The 18897-nt window shown below is 38.3% G+C and carries 18 protein-coding genes; 2 read left to right on the top strand and 16 right to left on the bottom strand.

The features are described 5' to 3' along the window. Positions 1 to 16 precede the first annotated feature (16 nt). Together ACOWPH_RS03110 and ACOWPH_RS03105 are read right to left on the bottom strand one after the other, a co-directional pair. Positions 17 to 1147, bottom strand: a complete 1131-nt coding sequence (locus ACOWPH_RS03110) for an aldo/keto reductase (RefSeq protein ID WP_015213954.1) — start codon at positions 1145 to 1147, stop codon at positions 17 to 19. A gap of 90 nt (positions 1148 to 1237) precedes the next feature. After that, positions 1238 to 1735, bottom strand: coding sequence for a bifunctional nuclease family protein (locus ACOWPH_RS03105; protein ID WP_015213953.1), 498 nt, complete (start codon positions 1733 to 1735; stop codon positions 1238 to 1240). A 345-nt stretch (positions 1736 to 2080) separates the two neighbouring features. Between ACOWPH_RS03105 and ACOWPH_RS03100 the strand changes: the two genes are divergently transcribed. Beyond that, entirely contained in the window at positions 2081 to 2737 is a 657-nt protein-coding gene (locus tag ACOWPH_RS03100; RefSeq protein WP_015213952.1) for a riboflavin synthase, read from the top strand. Between the two features lie 131 nt (positions 2738 to 2868). Here the strand turns inward: ACOWPH_RS03100 and ACOWPH_RS03095 are convergent, their stop codons facing one another. Together ACOWPH_RS03095 and ACOWPH_RS03090 are read right to left on the bottom strand one after the other, a co-directional pair. Further along, positions 2869 to 4482: a M23 family metallopeptidase gene (locus ACOWPH_RS03095; protein ID WP_015213951.1), complete on the bottom strand. Its 1614-nt coding sequence runs from the start codon at positions 4480 to 4482 to the stop codon at positions 2869 to 2871. Between the two features lie 38 nt (positions 4483 to 4520). Then, positions 4521 to 5345, bottom strand: a complete 825-nt coding sequence (locus ACOWPH_RS03090; RefSeq protein ID WP_015213950.1) for a biotin--[acetyl-CoA-carboxylase] ligase — start codon at positions 5343 to 5345, stop codon at positions 4521 to 4523. A gap of 65 nt (positions 5346 to 5410) precedes the next feature. Between ACOWPH_RS03090 and pgeF the strand changes: the two genes are divergently transcribed. Continuing rightward, positions 5411 to 6205 carry a peptidoglycan editing factor PgeF gene (gene pgeF / locus ACOWPH_RS03085; RefSeq protein ID WP_015213949.1) on the top strand — a complete coding sequence of 265 codons (795 nt, stop codon included), beginning with the start codon at positions 5411 to 5413 and terminating at the stop codon, positions 6203 to 6205. A 212-nt stretch (positions 6206 to 6417) separates the two neighbouring features. Here the strand turns inward: pgeF and ACOWPH_RS03080 are convergent, their stop codons facing one another. The 12 genes from ACOWPH_RS03080 to ACOWPH_RS03025 form a co-directional block, all read right to left on the bottom strand. After that, positions 6418 to 7851, bottom strand: a complete 1434-nt coding sequence (locus ACOWPH_RS03080; RefSeq protein WP_015213948.1) for a bifunctional orotidine-5'-phosphate decarboxylase/orotate phosphoribosyltransferase — start codon at positions 7849 to 7851, stop codon at positions 6418 to 6420. Between the two features lie 300 nt (positions 7852 to 8151). After that, a complete protein-coding gene (locus tag ACOWPH_RS03075) occupies positions 8152 to 8892 on the bottom strand; it encodes a molybdopterin-dependent oxidoreductase (protein WP_015213946.1) in 741 nt (246 codons plus the stop codon). Between the two features lie 23 nt (positions 8893 to 8915). After that, a complete protein-coding gene (locus ACOWPH_RS03070; RefSeq protein WP_015213945.1) occupies positions 8916 to 9509 on the bottom strand; it encodes a cytochrome b/b6 domain-containing protein in 594 nt (197 codons plus the stop codon). A 328-nt stretch (positions 9510 to 9837) separates the two neighbouring features. Next, positions 9838 to 10626 carry a hydrogenase nickel incorporation protein HypB gene (hypB, locus tag ACOWPH_RS03065; protein ID WP_015213944.1) on the bottom strand — a complete coding sequence of 263 codons (789 nt, stop codon included), beginning with the start codon at positions 10624 to 10626 and terminating at the stop codon, positions 9838 to 9840. Beyond that, the gene (gene hypA, locus ACOWPH_RS03060; protein WP_015213943.1) at positions 10617 to 10958 is read right to left on the bottom strand and encodes a hydrogenase maturation nickel metallochaperone HypA; all 342 of its coding nucleotides are present in this window, start codon (positions 10956 to 10958) and stop codon (positions 10617 to 10619) included. The genes hypB and hypA overlap by 10 nt, the downstream gene beginning before the upstream one ends. 65 nt (positions 10959 to 11023) lie before the next feature. Continuing rightward, positions 11024 to 12127, bottom strand: a complete 1104-nt coding sequence (hypE, locus tag ACOWPH_RS03055; RefSeq protein WP_015213942.1) for a hydrogenase expression/formation protein HypE — start codon at positions 12125 to 12127, stop codon at positions 11024 to 11026. 138 nt (positions 12128 to 12265) lie between these two features. After that, complete coding sequence (locus ACOWPH_RS03050) at positions 12266 to 12481, bottom strand: tautomerase family protein (protein ID WP_015213941.1); 216 nt, start codon at positions 12479 to 12481, stop codon at positions 12266 to 12268. 28 nt (positions 12482 to 12509) lie between these two features. After that, the gene (hypD, locus tag ACOWPH_RS03045; protein ID WP_015213940.1) at positions 12510 to 13679 is read right to left on the bottom strand and encodes a hydrogenase formation protein HypD; all 1170 of its coding nucleotides are present in this window, start codon (positions 13677 to 13679) and stop codon (positions 12510 to 12512) included. An 87-nt stretch (positions 13680 to 13766) separates the two neighbouring features. Next, positions 13767 to 14027 (bottom strand): HypC/HybG/HupF family hydrogenase formation chaperone, encoded by a 261-nt coding sequence (locus ACOWPH_RS03040; RefSeq protein ID WP_015213939.1) that lies wholly within the window; start codon positions 14025 to 14027, stop codon positions 13767 to 13769. Positions 14028 to 14086: 59 nt separating this feature from the next. Next, positions 14087 to 16438, bottom strand: coding sequence for a carbamoyltransferase HypF (gene hypF / locus ACOWPH_RS03035; RefSeq protein WP_015213938.1), 2352 nt, complete (start codon positions 16436 to 16438; stop codon positions 14087 to 14089). Positions 16439 to 16477: 39 nt separating this feature from the next. Continuing rightward, positions 16478 to 17635, bottom strand: coding sequence for an NHL repeat containing protein (locus ACOWPH_RS03030; protein WP_015213937.1), 1158 nt, complete (start codon positions 17633 to 17635; stop codon positions 16478 to 16480). 133 nt (positions 17636 to 17768) lie between these two features. Next, positions 17769 to 18611 carry a NifU family protein gene (locus tag ACOWPH_RS03025; protein ID WP_015213936.1) on the bottom strand — a complete coding sequence of 281 codons (843 nt, stop codon included), beginning with the start codon at positions 18609 to 18611 and terminating at the stop codon, positions 17769 to 17771. Between the last annotated feature and the right edge of the window lie 286 nt (positions 18612 to 18897).

Raw genomic sequence — 18897 nt, 5'->3', positions numbered from 1 at the left:
TTGTGCGATCGCTATATTAACCCCACAATCTTCTCCCTGCTTTTCCATTTAATCTCTCATGGGTATCTGCTAACAAAGCTGGAATATCTAAATTTTCAGGACATTTAGGCAAACAATCACCGCATTCTGTACAACGATTACCCTTCATTCCTGGAAACCAATGACCGGCATTTTCAAACATTCCATAACGATATTTGCCATAATCGCTCATATCATAAGCTACAGCTAAATTTCTCAATCTGAGAATTTCAGGAATATTGATATTTTCTGGACAAGGTAAACAATCATAACACTGACTACATTTATCAGTATTTAAAACCATTCTTTGTTGAGTTGCTAATTTTTCAAAAACATTAATTTCTGCTGATGTTAACTCACTAATATCATCAGCAAATTCTAAAGGTGGAATTAATTCTTCTGGAGTTGCCGCACCTAAACTCAAGGTTGTAATGCGGTTGTCACTCAATAAAAATCTATAGTTTAATTCTAAAGGTGTAAATGGCTGACAGAGTTCTTTTAAAGTTGAAGGTGGTGTATAAAGTCTTCCTCCTTTATCTGCTGGAGAAATAATAAAAACACCCATATCTTTTTTTGTAGCTAAATCAATAGCAGCAGCGTTGCGTTGGAAAAAATAATAATAATGTAAATTAATAAATTCAAACAAATCTGTATGAATTGCTGCCAAAATTATATCTAATGAAGCGTGAGTAGAAAAACCAACGTGTTTCACTCTGCCATCATTTACTGCTGCTTTTACAGCTTGCATACAGCCGTTTTTCGCTTGTACCCATTCTAGATGTTCTTGGGTATTTAAACCGTGGATACCCAAACAATCAAGATAATCTAAATTCAAGCGTTGTAATGATTCATCAATATACTGACGCATGGTATTAGCGTCGGGAGTGGGGGGAATTTTGGTAGTGATATATAGTTGGTTTCTGGGTACTGATAAACCAGCTTTGATCGCTGCACCTAAATACTCCTCGCTTTTACCGTAGCCTCTAGCTGTTTCAATGTGATTAATTCCCAAAAATAAAGCTTTTTCAATGGTTTTTTGAGCATTTTCGACGTTATCCAAATAACGCATTGTTCCCAAAGAAAAAACCGAGATGTGTAAATTAGTTTTACCAAAGCGTCGATATTGCATAAATTGAGGGAATAGGGAAGAGGGAACAGGGAATAGACGAGAGGTAAAAGTTGATTATTTTTTCCTAGTTCCCATTCCCCTAACTATTTATTAACTGTCACTATTATCAAATCGTTTAATCAAATCTTCAGGACGAAGATTGGAAATGAATTCGCGGAAAGCTTGCTGTTCAGCTTCATCAGCATCTCGGTCAACGGGGATAGAGGCATCAGCTACTACCTCTTCCATAACCCAGATAGGAGTATTTGTACGGAGGGCAATTGCGATCGCATCGCTAGGACGAGCATCAATTTCTTTTTTGACCTCACCTTGCTGCACAATCAAAGCAGCGTAAAAAGTATCTTTTTGCAAAGAATGAATAATCACTTTTTCTAAGGTCATATTCCAGACTTCCAAAATATTCACAATTAGGTCATGGGTTAGGGGTCTAGGTGGTTTTTGATGCTCCATAGCACCCATAATAGCCCTGGCCTGTTCTTGACCTATATAAATTGGTAAAGCCCGACGATCTGAGCCATCTTTCAGTAATACAATCGGGCTGCGGGTTATGGCATCTAATGCTATACCAGCGACTTTCATTTCAATCATTGGCTAACCCTCAAAAATTCTTTAAGTGCTTGAGTGCTATGTGGAAAATAATACCCTTGATTGGGTTTTTCTGAAACCGAAGTAAACATAGGGCTTTTCTTCTCTATAATTGCTTCTATTAAACTCCGAACTTGTAGTGAACACCAGAGTAAGCCAAATTGCTCTCCCAAAAGAATTATCGTCTTACCCAAGTATGCCTTGAGATTGATGTGAATGTGTTAATGTTCATCTACCAAAAAAAGATGCCAGAAATTATATTCAATAGTTTTTACATTTTTTGGCAGAATTATGAGTTAATTTCCGCCAAAATTAAGCAATCAATAGAATTAGTTTGGCAGAAAAACCGTGTTTACAGGATTAATTCAAGGATTAGGTACAATCAAACCCTTAGAGAACGATTTTTGGCAGATTACTTTTGTCAGCAACTCAGATACAATTTTGGCTGATTTGACTTATGGCGATAGTGTAGCGGTAGATGGCATATGTCTGACAGTCGAAGAAATTTTAAAAGATGGCTTTATTGCCACTGCTTCACCAGAAACCCTAGTTCGCACAACTTTAGGTAGAGAAGAAACCCAAGCCAGATATGTCAACATAGAAACTTCGCTGCGAGTGGGGGGTAAAGTCGGCGGTCATTTCGTGATGGGTCATGTAGACGGGATTGGTGAATTAATCTCGGCAGCACAAACAGCTAGTTCTTGGGAAATGACCTTTGTGGCATCCACTGAGTGCGATCGCTATATCGTCCCCAAAGGTAGCATCGCTGTCAATGGCATCAGCCTCACCATAGCTGCTTACCAACCCCAACAGTCCCAATTTACAGTAGCAGTGATTCCTGTAACCTATGCCGAAACTAATCTCAACTATTTAGTTCCTGGCAGTTATGTAAATCTGGAAGGAGATATCCTCGGTAAATACGTTGAAAAATTCCTCTCTCAGGGTCAAAAACACCATCAAGAGGATGTTACACCCGCATTTTTAGCAGAACACGGGTATTTATAGGAGTCAGGAGTCAGGAGTCAGGAGTTCAGGAGTTAGGAGTTTAGAAGTTCAGGAGTTCAGAAGTTTATTTTCCCTATCTCCCTGCCCTCTGCCCCCTGCCCCCTGCTCCTCTGCCCCTACCCCCCTGCCTCCTATTGAGGAACTTGCGCTGTGCGTGTGTTTTGCAACAAGTTGTTGAGACCAGCTTGTAATTGTACACCTGGGTCAACAGCAACCCAACCATTTTGGGTCATGTGGCGGACTTCAAAGTGCAGGTGAGGGCCTGTAGAGTTGCCAGTGCTACCAACCCGGCCAATTACAGTTCCTGGTTCTACCCATTGACCGGGAGTAACGAAGATTTCTGACATATGACCGTAGAGACTTTGTTGAGCAGAAGTGTGATTAATGGTTACTGCTAAACCATAACCACCCATCCAGTTAGCAGTCTCAACTTGACCTTTAGCAGCTGCTAAAATTGGTGTTCCTGTGGGCGCACCTATGTCTGTACCAGCGTGGAAACGTCTATCCCCTGTAATTGGATGAACGCGCCAGCCAAACAAAGAAGTAATGGGCGCAGGAACAGACAAGGGGAACATCATCCCAGAACCGCCACGATAGGCAAGGGTACTATTGTAAGAAACCTGAGGTAAAACCGATGCCAGTGCAAAGTCATAAGAGACAGTGCTGGGGCGGGGTGCAAGCTTACCTTCAGCCATTGGTGCGGGTAGAGTCCCAAAGCTGGGGGCAATGGGAGTAGCGCTTACGGTTGTACTACTACTAAATTCACTGGGCTGAGGAATAAACCGATTAGGACGATATGCAGTCTTTGTATGAGTGCTAGTACTACTTTTGGGAGTCACCCAATTTTTATTATTCACAGCACTAGCAACAGTCCGAACTATACTCTCAGTTTTTTGGCTAGATTCAGTGGCTACTCGCTGGGCGGTGGGCGCTTTTTCTAAACTAGCGGTTTCACTTTTTTTGATCCAATTGGGTGCTGATTTTTTAGGAGAATCAGCTACGCGGGGAGTGTCAGTTGCTTTCTTACCGCAAGCACCGGCAGCAATTTCTCTCTGTGAAAAAACTGCTCGACAGCCACCAGCGCGTTCTGTAACGACTACAGAACTGGGTGCTTCATAGTTACCAGTTGCAGTACCGTTGTAATCTGTAGGATCAATGTAGGAGTTATTGTAATCCTTGTTTTTTCTCGCCGTTGTGCCGTTATTTGCTGGTTTAGCAACTTCTACGGCTTTTTCGGGTGCTGAGTTTGAGTTGGCAGGAATCTGAGGTTTTTCAGCCTGTGATCTTTCAACTTTGGGTTTAGAGGTTCTCACGGTGACTGTCGGTTCAGAACTTTCAACTTTGGGTTTAGAAGTTCTAATGATGACTGCTGGTTGAGAATTTTCTACTTTAGGTTGAGCAATTCTAACGGGTTTTGTTGGTTGGGAAACATTTTCCTGGGTGAGTTTTTTTCTGAGTCTAACTCGGCGTTCTGCAAAATCGGGTTGTGAATGTACTTCTGATACAGGGGTATCTTTCTTTACGGGTTCTGCAACTGTGATTGGTTGAGAACTTTCAATAGTTGGAACGATGTTATCTACTGATGTTTCTGTTTGAGCAAGAACGAAGCCACTACTAAGGAGGCTAACGCTGCCTAAAAAACAGAGACTCCGTGCTGATAATTTAGACGCAAAGCGTCGTTTTGTTAAATCTTGAGTCCGCAAATAATCCAAGCGGTTATGGGCAGATTTATGGCGCTGCGTCATTTGTTCTCTCAGTTGTGTGTAATTTAAGTCTAAAAAAATTAAACAGAAGTTTTGCAATAACCCAAGCTAATTGTACCGGGTTCGACAGAAATTTCTGGTGTTATCAATTCCTGCGTATTATATACAGCCATTTTTAAGCGGAGATTTCCTTGGGGTGTTACCCCTACTACAGTGCCTAAAAGATTATTCACATACACTTCATCACCCATGTTTGTAAGTAATTCAACATAACGAGACAAAAGTATGTTTATTCCTTCGATGGTAAGACACTCTAGACCGGATTCTATTCCCAGTAAAACTGTGGAGGCGAGAATTTCTAGAGAAGGAATGGGTCTAAAATTCTGGGAACCTTGCCACAATTCTAAATTGATGCCTGTTTGGGGTACTGGGTTAGCCCAGTTAATGCCAACACCAATTACAGCTTGGGTAATTTGTCCTTTGTGGATTTTTGTCTCCGTTAAAATGCCGCCTAGTTTGCGACCATCTAATACTAAATCATTCGGCCATTTTATCCCCACTCTCACATCACACTTTTGTAATTGGGCTGCAATTCCCCAGGCGGTAGCCAAAGTTAATTGGTAGCTTTCAGTAGCTTCTAGTTTAGGAGTAATGGCAACCGAGAGATATAGACCGCCAGAAGGAGATAGCCACTGTCTTCCCCATTGTCCCTTACCAGCGGTTTGTTGAGTGGCTATAACTACACATCCTGGTTTTGCTCCTTGCTTGAGCAGGTTCCACGCAGTTTGATTAGTTGAGGTTAAGCTGTCAAAAATATGTAGAGAAAATGGTAAATATGAATGTTCTCGCTCTGCTTTCAGAGTATTTACCAGAAGTTGCTGATTAAATTCCACAGCTGTTCCCATAAATCCCGTTGTTCACGTTAGCATTGATTGGCAGTTTTTAATTTTTTGTTTAGGTGAGGTTAAAGATGCACACTTGGCACTGGCACAATTGGGAAGGTCTACCTTACCTCACTTGTAATTTGTTAGAACCTTGGCCTCACGGTTTTTTTACCCAGCAATTTTGGCCTCGTCCGCCACATGAGTTAACACAAGTGCTGCAACCGCAGGCTTTAGCTTATCGTTTACAACAGGTACATGGCAATACTGTTTTAACCCCTCAAGAGGTGGATGAACAGTTACAAAATAGTGATGATCTGGCTTTGGCAGATGGTTTAATTAGTGATCAAGCTTTACAAGCCATTTGGGTAGCGAGTGCTGATTGTACACCTGTGTTGATTGGGGATGTTAAAATTGGACAGGTAGCGGCTTTACACGCTGGTTGGCGGGGTACAGCGGCGAAGATTGTCCCCCAAGCGATCGCTCGTATGCAATCCCAAGGCAGCGAATTAGCAGATTTGCGAATTGCTATGGGGCCAGCGATTGCGGGCGAAGTTTACCAAGTTTCCGTGGAAGTGGCTGCGGAAATTGGCTGCACTATTTTACCACATAATGATCAGCAAAACATTGTTGCTGCTTTACACAATTTACCTGATTCACCTTTATTGGCAGATCCAGAACCAGGCAAGGTGCGTTTAGATGTGCGTCGAATTAATGCTTTACAGTTGGAGCAATTGGGGATTAGTGGAGAACAAATTGCGATCGCTCCCTATTGTACCTATCAAACCCCAGAACATTTCTTTTCTTACCGTCGGGAAAAAGAAAAAAAGGTGCAATGGTCAGGAATTGTCAGTTTGCCGGCATCTGCTATCTACATTGATTGATACAGCAGAAGTCAGGAGTCAGGAGTCAGGAGTCAGGAGTCAGGAGTAAAACTGGCTTGGTGTCTGGCTTTGAATTTAGATTCTGTACCTCATTGATTTGCAATCCGCTGTATATTACCGTAATAATTGTCATGAGAGTTAGAGTCTGGAACTTAAACAAACTTCAAGCAATGGCTTTTAAACAAGAAGCCCATATTTGCAGTCAATGAAAATTAACTTTCTTGAAAAGCTAAAAATTGAGCATCATTTATTCTTCCTGCTTGGTGCAGAGTGGTGACAATTTCCGAAATAGTTAAAACAGAATGAGCGCAATAACCATTTTGGCTTAACCTGTCTTTTACTCCTTGTTCATGGTCAATAAATACAACAATATCATTAATCTTTAATCCCGCAGATCTTAACTTTTCTGCACCTTCCATTACGCTTTTACCACTGATGAGAATATCATCAACTACCGCAACCGTTTCACCAGGATAGAAATTACCTTCAATAACCTTTCGGGTTCCATGTGCTTTTACTTCTTTCCGAGGAAAAATCATCGGACAATGAAGACGCAAAGATAAACCAGTTGCTGTCGGTAAAGAACCATAAGGAATTCCGGCTAATCTATCAAAAGTGAGATTTTTTAAAATTTCTTCATAAGCACTAAGCACTTGATTAAAAACTTGAGGATTAGAAATAATTTTCCGTAAATCAATGTAATAAGGAAAAGTCGCGCCTGAAGCCTGAACAAATTCCCCAAACATAATGCAGCCAATATCATAAAGTTGTAAAATCAAATCTTGATGCGGCTGTTTATCTTTTACCGAAATATCAGGCAACCACACCTCACAAGTAGAAGCATCATGGATAATTTCACTTCTAAATTGATTAATTTCCGTGCGTAATAATTGAATTTGTTGAGATAAATCAGCATTACCCAACATATCTTGAGGAACCGGAATTAGTAAACCATCACCATTACCATTTAACCCTGCGGCTAAAATCTTTTTCAGATTACCTTCCTCAGCCCAAATACTACGCGCAATAATAATTCTTTCGGGAGCAATTAACCGAATAGATTTGAGAATATCAGCATCTGTGGTTCCTACTTCCAAGCCTAATTGTTCTGGTGTTCCCCAGGTTTTTGATTCCTGTACTACCTGCAAATAAAAGGGTGATTTTTGATGAGGAAATTGCTGTAAAATTGCTGCACCTGGGTTAGAAGTACAACACAAAATAAATACCGCTTGATCAGGATAAACTAAAAATGGTGCGACATGATCCTGTCCAGTATAGGGACTAAGAGTAATAGCATCTACCCGCCATTCTGTAAATACAGTTCTGGCAAAAATACTACTTGTATTTAAATCACTGTGTTTAGCATCTAAAATAATAGGAATGTGGTTAGGGATAGATGCTAAAGTTTTGAATAAAAGTTCTAACCCAGGAACACCCAAAGCTTCATAAAATCCCAAAGTTGGTTTATAAGCACAGATAAAATCAGCCGTTTCTGCAATTATAAATTGCAACCAATTTTCTAAACCTGCAATAATATCTGATGATTGATAACGCGCAGGTATCATTTCTGGATTTGGATCAAGTCCTACAAATAGTAAGCTTTGATTTTGGGAAATATTCGTATTTAATTTATCAAAAAAGTTCATGTTTATCTAAATTTCCAAATTAAATGCTATTAATAAATACAGCAAAATACAGGAATCAGAAGTGTGGCATAGCCTTGTGATAAAACTTATAGCGGTATGCATTTGAATGAAATAAATCATAGCCCCCTCATCGCTTGCGGTGAACCAGCGCTGTAGGCGGGTTTCCCACTGTAGGCGACTGGTGTTCGCGTAGCGTGCCGGAGGCATCATCCGAAGGAGGAGGGGGTTGGGGGTGGGGTTCTTGTATCTCACTCAACCGAGAACCGCTATAGTACATAATGTACCTGCAATTTGCTGTATTTACAATCCTGCAAACCATTCATAACCTTGATCTTCCCAGTAACCTTTAAAAGCTGATAAATAGCGAGTCAGTGTAATTCGCGTTACCCATTTACTCTGTTTATAACCGAGTTTAATTGGCGAAGCTAGACGCAAAGGTGCGCCATTTTCTACAGGCAATTTTTCACCATTTTTTTGATAAGCTAATAAAGTCTGAGGGTGTGTAGCTGAAGCTATATCCCAACTTTCATAATAACCATCTGCTGATTCAAAAAAAGCATACTTAACATTTGCCTGAGGTTGGGCTAGGGCAATAATATCACGTAAGCGTATACCTCCCCATTGTACGATCGCGGCCCACCCTTCTACACAAACATGACGAATAATCATGGAAGTGAGAGGTAAAGCCTGAATTTCCGCCATACTAAGGCTGAGGGGATGATTTACATCACCATCAATAATTAAACGAAATTTATCTTGATCAATAATTGGTGTATTGCGAAAACTATTAATTATTAAAGCTTCTGGTTCAATAAGATTAGCAGAAAATTCTGGTACAAGTTTTTGGGGTTGAAAAATCAATTCTTCAACCTTCTGGTTCAGAGGTTCAGAAAGCTTACCAACTAAATCTTCAAATGCAGGTGTACCACAGCTACCAAGAAATAAGCTCATACTAGAAATTCCAGAAATCTGTAAGAATTTCCGCCGTGTTAATTGAGGTTGAATTAGATGAATTAAGTCTTTATTTTTATCAGAATTCATGGTTTCATTACTAATGATATAATTTACCAAAACATAGATTCAGTCAACTTTTCTCCTCCTGCTTTCCGTCCTAAAACCCAGTGGATAATTACAAATATTACCACCAGTGGCACAGATGCAAAATGGACAATTCTTAATGCTTGCCAATCACCAAAACTATCGACTATCCAAGGAAATTGAGCAGGTTTATACATCCCAATTCCTGTAAATATTGCGAGGAGTAATATAGGAATAATAGCGGTATAGGCGATACGATGCCAAGCATAAATGAGACGTTGAGGATTTTGAGTTTTTTGTAATGCTTTGATGTCATTAACTCCTACAAAGCGATGTCGCCAACGTCGAGTTATGAAAATGTAAATTCCATAACCTAAAAGATTAAGAGAAAATAGCCACATAGCAGCAAAATGCCAGTGTCTACCTCCTGCTAACCAAGCGCCTAAAGTAAAAAGAGGTGGAATATGTAAACCTGCACGTCCACCAAAAACGGGGTTAGCGTTGTAAATTTGTAGTCCACTAGTCAGCATGAGGAAAAGACTAATGATATTCAGAGAGTGAAATATCTTAGCAGCTATAGCTTGGGTTGGTAACTTGCGAGGTTTGGTAGGAGAATTCATATAATTTGTTTGTTGTTAGCTAATTCCTGTTAAAACTAATTATTTATTGGATCTAATTGATTAAAAAAGAGCTTTAAAATTATACCAGCTTTTCTAACTGAACTGAAATTTTAAATTTCTACCCATTCTGCCTGTGCTTGGAAATTACGAATTATATTTTGTAACTAAGATTATACGAAAAACTGGAGCGGAAACTCTGCAAAAAAAAACTGGCAGCTTTTAAAAACTGCCAGGATTAGAAAATGATAGTAAAGACGTTCCGGCGGAACGTCTCTACAAGGGTTTCAATCTACGCACATTTAATTACCGGAGATGTATATTAAATTAATTATTGTGTGAGGTAATTATACCAATCTTCCAAACCCACACCAGTAGTAGCGGAAAGCTGGAAAATGTGCATTTGCGGATTTACCTGTTTTGCATATTCAATACATCGTTGCACATCAAAATTCACATAGGGTAACAAATCAATTTTCGTGAGAATCATTACTTGACTAGCGCGGAACATATGGGGATATTTAATTGGTTTATCCTCACCTTCTGTCACCGATAAAATTACAACCTTAGCCTGTTCTCCTAAATCAAATAAAGCCGGACAAACCAAATTTCCGACATTTTCAATCATCACTACAGAGTCCAATGGTGGGTTGAGTTGTTGCAAACCCCTTTCTATCATTGATGCATCTAAATGACAGCCTGTTCCTGTATTGATTTGTACAACTTTACAGCCTGTTGATTTGATTTTTTCTGCATCATTTGTAGTTTCTTGGTCGCCTTCAATGACACTAATAGTTAATTTATTTTTTAAATCATTAATAGTGCGAGTTAATAAAGTAGTTTTTCCTGCACCTGGAGAACTCATTAAATTTAAAGCAAGAATATTTCTACCTTTAAACCAACCTCGATTTTGGGCAGCTAATAAGTTATTTTTACCTAAAATTTCTTGTTCTAAAGATATTGTTGTATTATGAACCTGGGCATGGATATTTGCAGGTTGTTCATGTTGATGTGTATGAGTTATTACAGTTCCGTCTGGTAGAGTATGGGTATGATGTTCAGGTTCTAAATTAGTAATTTTTGCTTCTTTATCATCAGAACAGCCACAAGTTATACACATAATTCCTCTACTTCAATTTCTTTAATTTTTAATTCTTCACCATTTATTATCTCTATTTGTAGACTACCACATTCACAAATCCCAAATGGTTTATCTACATAAAAGGTTTTACCGCATTGGCGACATTTAGCCATGCCTGGTATTTCTAATATTTCTAATATTGCACCTTCTATTATTGTATCTTTAGCACAAATATCAAAACAAAATTTAATCGCATCTGGCATAATTGCGGAGAGTTGACCAATTTCTAGTAATACTCTTTGGACTTTTTTACCTTGGGCGTTTTCTCTAACTATGGCGATGATGTTTTGGGTTATTCCTAGTTCATGCATGGGTTTGATTTTTTAACGAACCGTAGAGACGCAGAGGGCGCAGAGAGAAGAAAAATTAGATATTTTTAACAGATTCTTGGGAGTTGGTCGCCTACTAGCATATCAACTATTCTTTCTGCACCAAAGGCGGTTTTTAATAGAACTATTCCTGGTGGTGTGGGGATAATTTCACCAATTATAGCTGCTTGTTTTCCGGCTGGGTGAGTTTTCATTGCTGATAAAATTGCGTCTGCTTTTTCTTGGGGTGCTACTATTACTAGTTTTCCTTCGTTGGCTAAATATAAGGGATCTAAACCAAGTATTTCACACACTCCATTTACTTGTTCTCTAATGGGTATGGAGTTTTCATTCAGGCAAATTCCGACGTTTGCGGTGAGGGCAAATTCATTTAATACTGTGGCTAAACCTCCTCTAGTTGCATCTCTCATGGCGTGAATATTTGGACAAGTCTTGAGAATAGTGGCGACTAAATCATGTAATGCTTGACAGTCACTTTCTATATCACAATCTAATGCCAATTCTCCTCTAGCAATTAAAATTGCTGTGCCATGATTTCCTATTTCGCCGTTAACAATAATAATATCTCCGGGTTGAATATTACGGGCAGAAATATCAATACCTGTAGGAATGATACCAATTCCCGCAGTGTTAATAAATAGTTTATCAGCACAACCACGATTAACAACTTTGGTGTCACCAGTGACAATTTGTACTCCTGCTTTTTGCGCTGCTGTTTGCATACTTCTAGCAACACGACGCAATGTTTCTACTGGTAAACCTTCTTCTAAAATTACACTACAGGTAAGATATAAAGGTTTTGCACCGCTTACGGCTAAATCATTGATAGTGCCATTGATTGCTAATTCTCCTATGTCAGAACCAGGAAAAAATAAAGGGTCTACAACATAAGAGTCTGTAGTAAAAGCAAGTCTATCTCCATGTTGTAAAAGATTGGCTAAATTAAAAGTAGCTTGGTCTTCTAATTGGGAAAGAATGGGATTATCAAAGCTTTTAACAAATACATCATCTATTAAATCACGCATGGCTTTACCACCACTACCATGTGCGAGATTAATATGGGTATCTCTGACTTTACCTTGACGACGACGGACTGATTCTATTTTTGCAAAGAGAGGATTTGGCGATTCTTGATTGTTATAAATTGTCATTTTTAACTTTTTGTTAATTACTTCTAAAAAATAAATTATTTTCTTTTTTTTGCGTCTTTACTCCTTTGCGTGAAATATTATTATATATTGATATAGCTGTAATTGGTGCGTTACGCTACCGCTAACGCACCCTACAAATTATCTACCTGTTTCTTCGTGTCTACCAGTGTGTTTATCTGAATGTAAAACGCCACCAACTGCCCAATTATCTCTTTCAAATTCATCAATATGAACGGTTATCCATTCAGGTTTAGTTCCTAAAGCAGAAACTAAAGCATCAGTCACAGCTTGGACTAATTTCCGCTTTTTTTCTATCGAGTGACCTTTACCAATTTGGACAGTAACAAATGGCATATAAACTTTCCTCGAATTTTACAAATATCTAGCCCAGAGGAACACTGCAAGTAGGGAGAGGGTCTTGAATTAAGCTAACTTTCGTTTTTCTAGCAATGGTAGAAAGTCGCCCATATTTATAATATGCTGCACAAGCACCTTCGGAAGAAACCATGCAAGTTCCAATTGGTGTTTCGGGTGTGCAAGCTGTTCCGAATACTTTACATTGCCAAGGTTTTAAAACTCCTTTGAGAATTTCTCCACATTGACAAGCTTTATGGTCAGCTACTTTTAAGTTAGGAATGGGAAATTTAACTTCAGCATCAAATTGGGCATATTCATTTTGAATTTTTAACCCGGAATTGGGTATTTCACCTAAGCCTCGCCATTCAAAGGTTTCGCGGACAGCAAAAACTTGATTCATGGCTTTTAATGCGTTTTTATTTCCGGCTGGTTCTACTAAGCGATTATATTGATTTTCAACTTGACAACGATTTTCTACTATTTGTTTTAATAGCATCCAAATTGATTGGAAGATGTCTAATAGTTCAAAACCAGAAATGACGATTGGTTTATGATATTTTTGAGAGATAAATTCATAGGGTTCAGTACCTATTACCATGCTGACATGACCAGGGCCAACAAATCCATCAAGTTGTAAGTCGGGGTTATCTAATAATGCTTGCAGGGCTGGGATAACGAGAACATGATTGGAAAACATACTAAAATTAGTTATGTTTTCGGCTGCTGCTTGGAGGATGGTAAAAGCGGTACTTGGTGCGGTAGTTTCAAAGCCTAAACCAAAGAAGACTATCTCTTTATTTGGGTTTTCTTGGGCGATTTTGAGGCTATCGAGGGGGGAGTACACCATGCGGATGTCGGCACCCTGTGCTTTGGCCTGTAGCAGGCTGGTGGTGGAACCAGGAACACGCATGGCATCGCCAAAGGTTGTGAAAATAATGTGAGGATTTTGGCTAAGTGCGATCGCATCATCTATTCTACCTTTAGGCATAACGCAGACTGGACACCCAGGCCCATGAATGAGTTCGATGTTATCGGGTAATATTTCTTCGATTCCATATTTAAAAATAGAATGGGTATGTCCACCACATACTTCCATTATTTTGATGTGTTTATCTATTTTTTGACTGAGTTTGGCTATTTCTTGTTGTAAGGCTTGGGCTTTTTCTGGGTTGCGAAATTCGTCTACGTATTTCATATCAATTTTTAATAAACCGCAAAGGCGCGTTCGCGAAGCGTCTCGAAGAGAAGTACGCGAAGGAAGAAGGAAGAAGAAGGGGAGAATTTAACTACTAATTACTGTTTGGGCTGCTGCTATTTCTTGTAATAGTTGTAATGTTTCTGCGGCTTCTTGTTCGTTAATTCGGTTCATGGCAAAGCCGACGTGAACTAATACCCAGTCTCCTATACAAGCTTCTGGTGGGTGTTGTTCGTCTACGATACAAGCTATGTTTATTTGGCGTTTTACTCCTCCGATATTGACTATGGCTAGTTTATGTTCGGGGTTGGTTATTTCTGTTATTTGTCCGGGTATTCCTAAACACATTTTGATTTTCCTTTTTTGAAGATTTATCTCACGCAGAGGCGCAGAGACAACAGAGGTTTTTATGTTATTTGTTTTAAGTATTTAGCGGCAGCTATAACAGCTTGTCCTAGTGATAATCCGCCATCGTTTGCAGGTACTATGCTATGAGTGAGGACGTTTATTTCTAATTTTTCTAATTGCATTTTTACCTGTTTTAATAAAATTCGATTTTGAAATACTCCCCCTGTTAATGCTACTTGGTCAAATTCATGTTCTTGTCTAATTTGTTTAATCATTTTTACCACTGCAATAGCTAAACTTTTATGAAATTTAGCGGCTATTTCTGATGAGGAGATGTGCTGGTTTATATCATTGAGTATTTCTCGCCATGTTGAAGATGTATCTATATAATAGATATTATCTGATTTTTCAAATTTAAAGGTATAGTTTAGAGTTTCTTCATCATTGTTTAATATGTTAACATCAGCTATTGCTTCCATTTCTATGGCTGCTTGTCCTTCATAGCTAGATTCTTCTCGACAAATACCTATTGCAGCCGCAACTGCATCAAATAATCTTCCTACTGATGATGTTAAGGGTGAGTTAATACCTTTTTCTATAATTTGGTTAAGTAGTTTAGGGTTTTTATTTTCTAGAAATTTTATTATTTCTAAATTCCCATATTTTTGTTTGATTTGTTCCCATGTATATGCTGATATCAATTGGGCATAGGTGTTACGCCAAGGTTGATAAATTGCTTGTTGACTACCAATCATGGCTACTGATTTAAATGTGGCTAGTCTTTGAAATTGGCCATAGTCTGCTAATAAAAATTCTCCCCCCCAAAGTTTACCATCTTCACCATACCCTAAGCCATCAAATGCTATTCCTAAAACTGGTTTTGCATCTAAAGGAATATTATTTTCTGCCATACAAGCTGCTACATGGGCATGATGATGTTGAATTTGAGCAAGTGGAATTTGGTTAGCCGTTGCTAGTTCTTGACCTAATTTTGCAGATAGGTATTCTGGATGTTTATCAATAGCAATTATTTCAGGTTTATGTGCAAATAGATTTAAATATAAATTCAATGTTTCTTGATAAGCATTAAAAGCAGCAGCATTTTCTAAATCGCCTAAATGCTGTGAAAGTATGGCTTCATTTGATCGCAATAAGCAAAATGTATTTTTTAACTCGCTACCCATTGCTAAAATTAGTGGTACGTTTTCAAATCCTGGAGGTAAAATAATTGCTGCTGGTGCATATCCCCTCGCACGTCTTAGGGTTTGAATTTTATTATCAATAACTCTCACAACAGAATCATCGACTCTGTTAACAATGTCTCGATTATGTAAAATAAAATAATCGGCTATTTTAGATAATTTATCTTTTGCATCTTCATTATTTATACATTGTGGTTCATCAGAAATATTCCCGCTAGTTAATACTATGGGTACTTTCATCCTTCTGAGAATTAAATGATGTAATGGCGTATAAGGTAGCATAAACCCAAGCTTATTTTGTCCTGGTGCTATAGAAAATGGTAATTTTTGATTATCTTTAATATTTAGTAAAACAATAGGTGCGGCTGGACTTGTTAATAATTCTTTTTCCAAATCATTAATATAACAATATTCAGAAATAATATTAATATCTCTCGCCATTAATGCAAAAGGTTTATGATAACGTTGCTTACGGTTTCTAAGTTTTTGAACTGCATTTTCTAAAGTTGCATCACAAGCTAAATGAAACCCACCTAAACCCTTAATAGCGACAATTTCACCCTTTTGTAATAAAGTGCAAACAGCATCCACATCATCTAACATAGAGAACATATCAGAAATGATAGGTTTCCCGTCAGCCCTTTCTAACCATGCACGAGGTCCACAAACATGACAGGCTATAGGTTGGGCATGAAAACGACGATTTTCCACATTTTGATATTCCCTTTCACACTCTCCACACATAGGGAACTTCACCATACTAGTGTTATTTCTATCATAAGGAATAGCGCGAATAATACTCAAACGTGGGCCACAATGAGTACAGTTTGTAAACGGATAACGGAAATAACGACTAAAAGGGTCAAGAATCTCCTTTTGACATTGAAAACAAGTTGCAGCGTCAGGAGAAATTTCAGTTTTCACCACACTATTAACACTACCAGAAATCACAAAATCATCAAAATCAAATTCACCTAAATAAGGACTTCTAATTACCTCCTTAATTCTCCCCAAAGGAGGACATTCTTGATATAGCTTTTCTACAAAATCCGTTATTACTTCCTCACTACCATAAACACGAATTAAAACACCTTCACCATCATTACAAACATTACCCTTTAACCCACAAACCTTAGCCAAACGATAAACAGTAGGACGAAAACCCACACCTTGAACAGTACCACAAACCCTAATTTCTTCTATTCTCATCTTTCCTCCTCTGTGACTCTGCGCCTCTGCGTGAGATAATCAAAACCTCCAAATCAAAACGCGATTATTTCCAGAATCAGAAATTACCGCAATCTCACCACAAACTTTAATTCCATAACACCAATTTAAACTTTGTCTTGTGGGAAGTCCAAAATTACGATTTTCGCTTTTACTTGTAAACTTATCTTGTCCCACCACACTATCAGCATCTGCACCCTGTAATAATAGAATAGATTCTCTTTTCTTCCATCCTAGCAAACGAGAATTAGCCGTATCTGCAACTATTAACCAATCTCCTGCTACATCTACCCCATAAGGCATACTTAAACTACTACCACTAGGGAAATATACCCCTTGATTCAATTCCACAAAATTGAAGTTTTTTTGTCCTAAAACCACCGCACAAGAGGCATTATTTTCTGTTGGTATTCCTTCCCAAATCATCACTCGGTTATTACCTGCATCAGTGACAACTAAATTATCTCCCCAAAGGGTGATATCATGACACCAACGCATACTAGAAGCAGTGGGAGAAGCACCTCCATTTTCATTGCGAGATATCATGTCTGGTTGTCCCAAAACTATATCCGCAGGTTGACCATTTTCTGTGGGTAAATTATTCCAAATTAATAAACGTCGATTTCCGGTATCGGCTACAAATAGCTGACCTTGGTGATAGAAAACCCCATAAGGCCAATGCAGGGTATTAGCCGCAGTTTGTTGACTTCCTCGGTTTGGTTCGTTATCAGTAAAGTTAGCTTGTCCTAATACTAAATCTGCGGGAACATTGCTATCTTCTGGGACATCATACCAAATTAAAATGCGATGGTTCCAAGCATCTGCAACTGCTAAACCATTACCACATTTACAAATTATTGTCGGAACGCTAAAAGTTGCTTTTCCTGGTGTATTTTTGGCGTTTTGTCCTTCATGATAAAAATCAGGTTGTCCTATTACCCAGTCAGCAGGTTGATGATCTTGTGTGGGTAAATTTCGCCAACCTAATAAACGATGATGTCCTGTATCTGATACCCATAACGGACCAGTTGGTGATAATAAACAAGCTGCACGGGGGCCAAACATTGTTGTTGGTGTAGGTGCAAGAGGAATTACTAATTGTTCTGGTGTGGTGATATTTCCTAGTATTACTTCTGCACCTTGGAGTAAAATTGGGGATTTGAAATTATTAATAATCATTTTAAAAAAGATAGGATTATTTAACGCAATACGGTTTAGTATCAAGACATTGTTGGGTTGCGCTGTCGCTTAACCCAACCTGCAATTTTTCTCTTACCTGAACTGTATTGTTATTTAATACAGAAATAAAAATTTATTTTTGGTTAGAGTTTGGTACTTTGATATAAACTTTATCACCTTTAATTTTTACTGGATATGAATGGAGAGATATATCAGGTGTAGTTAAACATTTTCCTGTTTTTAAATCATATTGAAATTCATGTGCTGAACAGGTGATAATCCCTTTCTCTACCTTTCCTTTATCTAAAGGATAACCTAAGTGACTACAAGAGTTACGATAACAAGTAATATTTTCACCTTGACGATTTAGGATTAAGTCTTGATTAGCAATACGAACTGATAAAACACTAGATTTATTAATTTGGTCTACAGTTGCAACTCTCACCCAATAAAAATCTGTAGGTAAGGGGAACGGACTATTGAAATTGGTTTCAGTTACATTAGGACTACTATTAACGGCAATTACTTTGGTAATTTCTGGACAATGTTTTTTAATTGCTTCTTCCACTCCTTGGGTTAAGGTTAAGGTTGAAGATGGGCAACTACTACAACTACCAATTAATTTAACTTCAACTGTATCTGGTGGTTTAATGGCTACTAATTCGATATCTCCATTATGGCTTTGTAAGCCTGGACGCACTTCTGCAAGGGCTGTTTGAATTCGTTCTGCAAGTGGAGGTTTTACTAGTTCATGATACAGCAAAACTGCATACACAATTTCATCGGATACGGCATCGCGTAAGCCTGACATATTATTTTGTTTTAGGCTTTTGATTAAATTTGTTAAAGCTGCTTTATGTAAGGCTTCAATTGATCTTTTAAGTCCTACTGCTACACATCTTTGGCTTTCGTCCCATTCGGCAATAATAGCCTCAAAGCGGTTAATGTCTTCTACTAGTTCTTCAAGTTGATTCATTGGTTATTTTTTATCACTGATTTAACGGATTTAATGATTTCACGGAATTAAGGATTCTCTATCACTGTTTTAACAATAAAATAACGTGAGTTCGATAAATTAAAAACCCCTCTCCAAACCTCTCCCCGTTCACGAGGAGAGGCTTTGAAACCCTAATTCCGTGGGAAATAAGTGCATTTCTACCTCTCTCCGTGTCAGACAGGTGTTGGTATGAGGTTCATCGAACTGACGTTAAAATAAATTTGGTTCTTTGGTACTTACTATGCTAAATTAACCCATAAAATTT

The sequence above is a fragment of the Anabaena sp. PCC 7938 genome (assembly GCF_049315035.1).
Lineage (GTDB): Bacteria > Cyanobacteriota > Cyanobacteriia > Cyanobacteriales > Nostocaceae > Anabaena > Anabaena cylindrica.
The sequence above is the reverse complement of the archived record's forward strand: the minus strand, read 5'-3'. Positions and strand labels throughout refer to the sequence as shown.